General features: G+C 34.7%; 7 protein-coding genes. 4 read left to right on the forward strand and 3 right to left on the reverse strand.

The features are described from left to right. Nucleotides 1-463: 463 nt before the first annotated feature. From AB1422_13010 to AB1422_13020, 3 genes are all read right to left on the reverse strand, one after another. The gene (locus tag AB1422_13010; protein MEW6620232.1) at nt 464-1,186 is read right to left on the reverse strand and encodes a hypothetical protein; all 723 of its coding nucleotides are present in this window, start codon (nt 1,184-1,186) and stop codon (nt 464-466) included. Between the two features lie 49 nt (nt 1,187-1,235). After that, nucleotides 1,236-1,679 carry a DUF488 domain-containing protein gene (locus AB1422_13015; protein MEW6620233.1) on the reverse strand — a complete coding sequence of 148 codons (444 nt, stop codon included), beginning with the start codon at nt 1,677-1,679 and terminating at the stop codon, nt 1,236-1,238. A 295-nt stretch (nt 1,680-1,974) separates the two neighbouring features. After that, nucleotides 1,975-2,472, reverse strand: a complete 498-nt coding sequence (locus tag AB1422_13020; GenBank protein MEW6620234.1) for a DUF488 domain-containing protein — start codon at nt 2,470-2,472, stop codon at nt 1,975-1,977. Between the two features lie 2,514 nt (nt 2,473-4,986). Between AB1422_13020 and AB1422_13025 the strand changes: the two genes are divergently transcribed. The 4 genes from AB1422_13025 (at nt 4,987) to AB1422_13040 (ending at nt 8,339) form a co-directional block, all read left to right on the forward strand. Beyond that, a complete protein-coding gene (locus AB1422_13025; GenBank protein ID MEW6620235.1) occupies nt 4,987-5,202 on the forward strand; it encodes a helix-turn-helix domain-containing protein in 216 nt (71 codons plus the stop codon). 268 nt (nt 5,203-5,470) lie between these two features. Continuing rightward, the gene (locus tag AB1422_13030; protein MEW6620236.1) at nt 5,471-6,814 is read left to right on the forward strand and encodes a hypothetical protein; all 1,344 of its coding nucleotides are present in this window, start codon (nt 5,471-5,473) and stop codon (nt 6,812-6,814) included. Nucleotides 6,815-6,867: 53 nt separating this feature from the next. After that, on the forward strand, nt 6,868-7,422 hold the full coding sequence (locus tag AB1422_13035; GenBank protein MEW6620237.1) for a hypothetical protein: 555 nt from the start codon (nt 6,868-6,870) through the stop codon (nt 7,420-7,422). 38 nt (nt 7,423-7,460) lie between these two features. Beyond that, nucleotides 7,461-8,339 carry a prepilin-type N-terminal cleavage/methylation domain-containing protein gene (locus AB1422_13040; GenBank protein ID MEW6620238.1) on the forward strand — a complete coding sequence of 293 codons (879 nt, stop codon included), beginning with the start codon at nt 7,461-7,463 and terminating at the stop codon, nt 8,337-8,339. Nucleotides 8,340-8,813: the final 474 nt, after the last annotated feature.

The following is an 8,813-nucleotide window of genomic DNA, read 5'->3' on the forward strand; positions in this document are numbered from 1 at the left end:
ATTTTGATATTTATATTTGATATTTAATATTTGATATTTGATATTTATTTGTTGTCTCCCTCAAATCCTATTTTGCAGAACCCTATACACTATTTTAACCTTTATGCTAGATTAAGACACCACCAAAGTCTGATGATTTTTTTTGCAACTTATCCTTTGAAGTTGAGTTGATAAAAAATGCTTTACCTATTTTCTTCCCTTTGTGTCCTTTGCGATTTATCCTTTTTTAATCGCAAAGAACGCAAAAGAAATCCACCGCAAAGAACGCAAAGATTAAAGACAAAAGGAATCATAAAAAATTCACGAAACACCAGGTCGTCTTATTTTTGTTACCTCTAGGAGAAATATTACTCCTTGAGCAACTCCTCTTGACATAACATGATAAACTGCATCTTCTTATTGTACTCTCCATTATCTGACCATAACATATAATCAAAGTTTGACCCCAATCCCCTCTGAAATATTAGAGTTGTGAGAAGTCAATTTCTGCTTTATATTCAGGAATGGTATGGACACCAATTATCATCAGCCAATTTTCACCCTGATATAACCGCGTTAAACCTAAACTAAAGAATATATTGGCATATCCTTTCTTTAAAAAATCCTCAAGACTAAGAGAATGTGAGGACTTTTTAAGATATTGTAAAACATATCTACCAAAGGCACGCAGTTTAATATCCGGGCACGGCTTTTCTTTCCACCTCTCTTTCCCTAATGTAAAATTTATCCGAACAGCAATATCATCACCTTTTTTATTTGGTTTAAAATGAATTAAAAAGTCATCTGGCTTGATCAATCCTAAGGAACATTCTTTAGCCTGAAGTCTATTTAAATCCTCTTGATGAGAATGGGTATTAAGGAAATCAATCTTTTCTTTATCGTTAAGTTGTCTAACTAATCTGGGTTTAAATCGCCTATCAATAATCCAATCCTCAATATGAGGCGGGGAAGGGTTTGGTTCTTTAAGAAAAACTTCAGATACAGCCAATAATTTTATCCGTGGCTCTCCTTGAATAATAAAATCTGTCAATTGGACACAATGTTCCATCGGGTCACTAATGTCTAATCGAACAGGCCGAATCCATTTGCCGGTGTTAGACTCTATTCCTGCAGTACAAATTCCATTAGCCATTTTGGTCATAGCTAAGATAACTAATTCTTTAGATATAGTTTCTTTTGACATCATATTTTATAGTAGTTAGTAGTCAGTAGTTAGCAATATTCTCTCTACTTTCTTACAGGTGATAAACTTCAATATCTGGTAAATTTTTAGCCCAAAATTCTGCTATTAATCGACGATGACATTTATCCACAGTCGGCTCGGTGCAAAGCAGGCAAATAGTCTGGTTTTTCATCAGTTCTTTCCCTAATTTTAGAATACTAACTTTATTTTTCTCAAGTGATTTCAGGAAATCATTCTCATATCTATTCCAATTATTGTCCTTTTTATATTGGTTAAGTATATCTTCAATGGGAGCAAGTTGTAGTTCATGGCGATAGTTAATACCAAAGCCGGCATTAAGTAAAAACTCCAAATCCTTCCCTTTGGAATAACCTGCTAATTGGGAAGTATTATTTAATCGAATATCCACTACTAAGGTTATTCTTGCCTTCTGCAGCAATTTTATAAATGTCTCTAAACTCTTCCTGGTAAATCCAATGGTGTATATTTTATGCATTTTCATCTCCAAACTGTAACCGTTCAGGTGATAATTCACCGCAGAGACGCAAGAGTTCGCAGAGAAGACATAGAAATAAATTAGATAACATAAAAGATTATTGATGCAGACATGGAAATACTTATGACCTGCTTGCCCAATGTTCAGCAGGCAAACCAGATTTGTTAATCAATTTTAATGTTATTGTACTCAAGAGCTTGCCCTGATGAAAATCAGGGATGTTAAGCGTCTCGTCAATAGATTTTAATTTTTTTCTCTGTGTCTCTGCGGTGAACAGTTACTCCAAACTAAACACTTACTCAAAAAGCGATAATTGTTGCACTTCATTTTTAAACTCTTCTAATTTTGGGTAGTCCAGGGTCCCATCCGCCAGGATATGAATTACATCTATCTCTTTTTCTAATAAAGATTTTGTAATCAGGAGATGGCGATGGCATTGTCTTGGGTCTGCTTCAGCACACATAATAGCGGCTCTTTTACCCACCGTTTCCTCAACTAAAAATTGTAAGGTGTTAAGATATTCTTCACTTTGAGCATATTTTTTATAATCTGTTTTCCCAGTGGCAGTGATATATTCTGAATTAGAAGGATACCCCCCCAATCCTTTCCCTAAGTATAGGTATTCCATATTATTTTTCTCAATGATTGGTGCTAATTCATTTTTATTAAACCAGGTGGCATATTTACAATAAGGGGAGGTTCGGACATCAACCAATATTTGAATTTGATGGAGTTGTAATAATTTAATAAAGTTTTCTAATGAATGATTACTATGTCCGATTGAAAAAATCATTAAATGAAACCTCATTTAAATCTGGTGTTTCGTGAATTTTTTATGATTCCTTTTGCCTTTAATCTTTGTGTTCTTTGCGATTAAAAAAGGATAAATCGCAAAGGACACAAAGGGAAGAAAATAGGTAAAGCATTTTTTATCAACTCAACTTCAAAGGATAAGTTGCAAAAAAATCATCAGACTTTTGAGCCTAATTTTGCCATCTTTGAGCAAAATAAACAGATTGATAAGGATAAAGAGAAGTTTAGAAATAGCATAAAATTTACGAAAATCCAGTTAATATAAAGATATCATAAAAAAATTTATATGTCAAGAAAAAAAACTTTAGGTATCTGTAATTCAGACACTGGACATCAGACATAAGACTATAGACTCTATTTATGGAGGAAATTAGTGACATTTGGGAAACCATCCTCAAAACTTCACTCCCTGAATTTTTCCTAAGCCTTACCTATGTCAGTGACAGTGTCAGTGTCAGTGAAGAAACTTCTTCAACTCATCCAACACTTTCAACTCTTTCTACTCTTTCAACTCTTCCAGCAGAAGAAGTATAGGCAGGTCTCCTAATCCTTCATTCTTCTGCAATTTCTGCCTGCTTTAGTCTGAGGTCTGATGTCTATAGTCTATTGTCTGAATCACAGGATTGATAGGGGTGCAGGTAATAAATATGGGTAACTTTTTTTACCACAAAGGCATAAAGACACAAAGTTTTTCGGTAGCCGTTCACCGCAGGGATACAGAGACGCAGAGAAAAAATTAAAAACTATTTACCAGACGCAGAATTCCATCACGGATTTTCATCAGTGCAAGCTTTTGAGGACCGACATATCATGATTGATTAACAAATTTGGTTTTGATGTCCTATGTATTACAAAGATTACCTCAATAATCTTTTCTGTTATCTGATTTATTTCCATGTTTTCTCTGTTCCTCTGCGTCTCTGCGGTAAATTACCACCTGAACGGTTACGTTTTTTGGTAATTGTTCAAAGACGAAGATTAGAACTTAACTCCTTTGCGATTTGTGTTCCTTTGCATCCTGACGAGAGGTCTTTTTATGAGGACTATAACGAAGTATAACTTCAATAAAGGCAATTCTGATTTTATCTAAGAGTGTTGTAGATAAGGGAGAGGAACAACAAGAAGGATGTAATTCTTTTTATAAAAAGTAAAGTAAAATATTAAAAGGTAAAACAAATATAAAAATATACAACACGCAAATTTTCGACCTGTGCAGGTAGAAAATTAAGGAAGATGTTCTGGGGCTTGTACTTGTTTAGCGTGTTCTGAATGACGCTAATTTAAGGCGTAACTCTTTGGTAAATAATAGCATACCGATGTAAAATATAGCACTTATTAATTGGAATTTGACGTAACCGTTCAGGTCTTGAGTTACTAATATTGATTGAGATTTCGGAACACTTACAAAATATTGAATGTAGAATGTAGAATATCGAATGTAGAATGTTCAAAGTATAAAAACGGCCAAACAGAAAAATCCAGAAACTTCATCATTCTACATTCAGTATTCTACATTCGATATTCAATATTATTTCTGTTACCTGAACAATTACAGAAAAAGAATTATATGCCATCAAAACATGAAGGTTGAAACCTTGTTTTTAATTTGATTTTCTTAGTGTCTTTGTGGCTGAACGGTTACAATTTGACATAGATATGACTATGAAATTCCAAATCACAAATTCCAAATTCCAAATAAATTCAAATAACCAAAATTCAAAACATTACTCCCATAGTTTGTATTTAGGACTTGAAATTTGGTGTTTATTTGAAATTTGGTGCTTGGGATTTGGGATTTTTTTACTTATCCACTCTGAGTAAAGTTTTGACTAATAACTGCTATATTCCATGAAGAGCTTAATGCAAATATCAAAATGTCCAAAGCAAAATGACAAAGTAAAATGCAAAAGTACTTGTAAGTCAATAAATTACACACGAAGTCGATATTTTTGATATTTGATATGTCATTTTGCATTTTAATATTTAATTTTTGATTTTGTATTACAAAACTTATTGGATTTCAAATAGTTTTGTAATAACTCAATACTTTTTCTTCATATTCTCTGACCACGCTAAACAGGTACGGGGCAGCGTCCCCAAAATATTATCTCTTTATTTCTCATTGCACAGGTGGAAAAAAAATTTTTATGATTTAATGTTTATAAGTTATTGATAATAATAATGTTATTAGTTTTAAATTCTAACCTATTTTTGATCTCTTCAAAAATTTCTCTTGACAAAATTGCAATAATGTGGTATATATTAATCAAATGAAGTAAAAAAAGGCTAAAATTGGTTAATTTTACTCAAGAAAAATAAGTCTCCCTTTAAATAAAAGATATTATTTATCCAGAGTGAAGTAAGACAGCAGAACCTACCAACATTCCCAGTTGTTTTACTTCGGAGAGATAGGTAGTTACAATAAAACTAATGAAGAAAGATTTTTTAGATAACAAAAAAGTGGAGGTATTGATAATTTAAAGGAGAAGCGGTCATGACGAGTAGACCTACTATTATGACATTAAAAGAGGTAGCTGATTATCTGCGTCTTCATGAATCAAGTATTTATCGACTATCAAAGGCGGGTAAAATACCTGCTTATAAAGTAGGGAGAGGCTGGAGATTTAAAAAAGATAAAATTGATGAATGGTTACATCAATCAGTTATAATCAATAAAAATAAACCCTTTGGTGAGGGAAAAAAAAGATAACGCTCACTAAAGGGTTTTTTGTTTATAAAACAGGAAGGAAAGGGAGAAAACCTTAAAGGTTAAGAAATTGTGACTTTTTTTTAAAGTTTTTGGTAACTCCCTTTAGTTTATAACTTATTTATATAGAGGACGGAAATCAGAAACCAGAAGTCTGCCCTGGCTTCTGACCTCTGCCTGATTAATCATAATTTATGAGGCAAGGAAGTATAGTTACTATATAATGTGTATCTTCGTATCTGGGTGGTAAGTATTTTCAAAGGGGAAAAAGATGAAATATCCTGATAATGAAAAAGGGGAAGTAATTTTATTATTGGTTGTTTTCATTAGTGTAGTTCTTTTTATGTTAGTTTTCTCTTTTTATTTATTATCTAAAGTAGGGTATAGTAATGCGGTTTTAGAGGAAGGTTATTGCGTGGCACTGCCATTAGCCGAGGCTGGGGCAGAAAGGGCTATGTGGCACTTAACTCAAACTCCATCCTGGCGAGCAGGCTATGGCAATCCTCATGGAGCAGGTGAGCCTTTTTATTACCCAAATTCTACTTATGAAATAGGGCAGTATTGGGTGACTCTTTCTACTGTTTTACAGACAGTAGATTATAGCATTGTGCGGATTACCAGCCGGGCACAGGTTAAAGGTCCTAAATTATTTGGTGTAGGGGTAGGTTTTGGGGCAACTAAAATGATAGAGGAAGTAGTAAAAGTAGTTTTTACTGTTAAGCCTGTCGGGGCGCGATATGCAATTATGACAGGTGGGAAACTAAATCTTAATGCCAACTCTATTATCTATGGAAGTATTCGGGCAAATGATACAATCCAGATTGATGCAAAAACAGATATTTATCCTGACCCTTTCTATCGTGAAGGCCGTGTTTTGACCAGTAAAAATATTGGAGTTAAGGCAAACCTGTTTCTTCATGATACATCTAATGATTTGCAGGATGTAAGAGCAAAGGGAACTATTACTGATAAGTCTAAAATAAGTGGAACCGCTGATGGTATTTTTGAGTATGATACAACTTCAGATACAGATGGGTTGATTAATGATGGTAGTATTAAGCCGGGTGAATCAGGAACTTACATTCCTAATCCGAATATGAATGAGATTATGGCGGCAGTTACGCAGGTTCATACTGAAACCAAACTTCAAAATTTTGACCTCGCCGGTGGGGTGCATCTTTTCCTTAATGGGATTGAGTTTACACCAGGAAAAATTTCTGGTAAAGGAACAATTATTGTTATTAATAACAAAGATGTAGTCTTTTCTACGCCAGTGGGAAAGGAAGGTGAGCCAGTTGAAATGAATATCATTGTTATCAGTGGAACAGATGGGGTAATTGGCACAGGTGATATTTATTTTAATCAAAGTTCACATCTGAAAGGGTTGATTTATTGTCATGATAGTATCTATGCTCAGGCTAATTTTTCAGTTACGGGCTCGGTGATAAGTTATGATGGAGAATTGATATTACCTAAGGCACAGTCGGAATATACGCTAAATCCATTTATGCCAGTTACTCCACCTGGATTTAGTAATTGGTGGGATCCAACGGGCAATGTCGTCGGTAGTGGTGGTAGTCCGGTTACAGTTCTCTCATGGAGGGAATTATTATAATGTGTTTAAGCAATGGTTATGTCCTCGGGGAGTGGACGCAAAGGGGAATGAAAATGTATTTAAGGAGTGATACTGGTGGGAATGCTGAAGTCGAGGCAGCGCAGGCTCGGGGCACCCATGCAGAGCATGGGTCGTGTGGCTACCAGCCTTCCCGAGTCCCGAACCCCGAGTCCCGAGTCCCTATTTTCAGGGAAAATGAAAAAGGAATAGGTTTGATAGAAATTCTCTTGATGGTAGTTGTTTTAGTTTTTATTGTCATGGTGGTGATGATGGTGCTTTATACGGGCTCAAAGAAGGTAGTCAGCACAGGGAATTCGACTATCGCGGTTAAATTATGTCAAGAAACCATTGAGATAATCAGAAAGATGGAGACCAAAGGTATTCCTGAAGGAACTTTTCCTCCAGATACTTCTTTATTGTTTCCTCAAGGAACCTATGGCCCAGTAACCGTAGGTAAAGAAAATGGAACAAGAACAATCTCGGTGAGGAAAATTATCGACCCGGAATCTACCGGAACAAATACAGGTTATCTCGAAATAATCACAAGTGTTACCTGGCAGGAAGATGAAAGGATAAGAAGTCGATTGTTAGCTACCTATAAGAAGTAGATAGCGAGAGACAGTAGTCAGGAGGAGGTGAAAAAAGACTGAAAAAAGGTTATACTTTGATAGAAACATTGGTTAGTCTTATAATCACAGGAATTGTTATCCTGGTAATTGTATTTTTCTTTAGTGGTGGAATAAAAGATTATATGCAGACAGTTAGAAAACCTCAGGTGAAAGCACAGGAGATTGTGAGGGAGACGATGAGTGGCAGGGTAGGAGATAAAAGAGGTGGAATGTTAAAAGAGATGCGGAATCTTATGGGACTATCTTTTGCCGATAGGCGAAATATTACTTTTGTCCTAAATTTTGGTGAAAGATATGCCGATATAAATAGTAATGGTAAATTTGAGAGTAATGAAGCAATTATTTTTGATGAGGATGGAAATTTTAGTTATGAGCAAGGCACAGATACAGTTAAAACAGGGAGTTCTCCACCGGAAGGAACACCACTTTTAAACTTCTATAATTTAGAAAAGCATTCAGATGAGGGTGAAAATAACTATAAATTTGATAGTGGTGAGACAGTTATCCGTGATTTAAACGATAATAATCAATATGATACAGGAGAGGAAGTTTTAGTAGGTGGTGTTCTGGCTAATGCAACTAAACTTGTACCATTTGGTAATACCATTACTTATGAGTTAGATATAGCCAATAAAGAGATAAATAGGCTTGAGAACGGAACACATACGGAGATAGTAGCTGATAATATATTAGTTGATGCCGTGAATAATTCCTTTGGCTTAGAATTTCGATATTTTGATACTAATGGGGCTGAACTTGCATATTTGCCGCTAAGTCTTAGTGATAAACAGGTAGTTTGCTTCATAGGAATAAGGATAGCTACAGATGTTGATGATGACCAAAAGAGTGATTTTGAATTAAAGACCAGGGTTTTTCTGAGAAAGCTTATGAAGTAAAAGAGATTTTAAAGAAAAACCACTAAGGCACTATGAACAGAAAGAAACACGAAGGAATAACATAGAAATCCTTGTAAATCTTCGTGTTCTTCGTATCTTCGTGGTAAAAAAGGTATTTTCAGAAAAGAAAGGAAGTTTCACGCAAAGACGCAAAGGACACAAAGAAAAATAAAGGAGAGAATTACCTTTGGGCCTTTGCGAGAGAAAATTATTTTTTTCTGTGTTCATCTGTGATTGATGCAAAAAGATGGAACCACGAATGGACACGGATGAAGACAAAATTTATAATTCGTGTTAATTCGTAGTTAAAACCTATTTTTAGGAGAAACGGTCATGTCCACAGGGAGTGGGCACAAAGTCTTATGGTGAAATGTCAAGTAAAAAATTAAGTTTTTTTAAAAATATTTTTCTTGACTTATATCCCTAAAAAGGCACAAAAATAGTATGTTCGGATACAAGTGAATTTTTTAAATA

The sequence above is a fragment of the bacterium genome (genome assembly GCA_040757115.1).
Classification (GTDB): domain Bacteria; phylum UBA9089; class CG2-30-40-21; order CG2-30-40-21; family SBAY01; genus JBFLXS01.